Origin of the sequence: Curtobacterium sp. MCBA15_016 (assembly GCF_001865105.1) — a bacterium.
Classification (GTDB): domain Bacteria; phylum Actinomycetota; class Actinomycetes; order Actinomycetales; family Microbacteriaceae; genus Curtobacterium.
On sequence record NZ_MJGR01000032.1, the window covers coordinates 67038 to 67503 of the forward strand.

Below are 466 nucleotides of genomic sequence, written 5' to 3' on the forward strand. Positions count from 1 at the left end.
TTCATGCAGCTGCTCGAGGGCCCGGCGTGGAGCGTGGACGACCGGTTCGCCGCGATCGCGCGCGACCCCCGCCACGGCGAGGTGAAGTCCCTCGTGCGCGAGGACATCGAACGCCGTCGGTTCGACGGCTGGTCGATGGCCTACCGGTCGCTCGACGACTCCGACATCGCCGCCGAGGAGGGCTTCAGCCCGTTCCTCACCGACGGCGTCGACTTCCCGCGGTCCTTCGACCGCACGAGCGCGGCCTGGCTGCTGAAGTGGTTCCGCGACCGCGAGCTCCACGACCGCTGACCCGCAGCAGCCCGGCCCCCGTGCCGTCCCGCGTCAGTGCGCTCGTCGGCGCCGGACACGGGTGACCGCGGCCGCACTGCCCGCAGCGGCGAGCACGACCAGCCCGAGCGCACCGACGCCCAGGCCGAACACCCCGAGGATCCCGGCGCCGATGTTCGCGCCGCCGCCGTCGTCG

1 protein-coding gene is annotated in these 466 nt (G+C 74.0%); it reads left to right on the top strand.

Annotated features, from left to right (window positions below):
- Nucleotides 1-291: BLUF domain-containing protein (locus BIV03_RS13270; RefSeq protein WP_139201980.1), on the top strand; the 291-nt coding region annotated here is incomplete at its 5' end.
- Nucleotides 292-466: the final 175 nt, after the last annotated feature.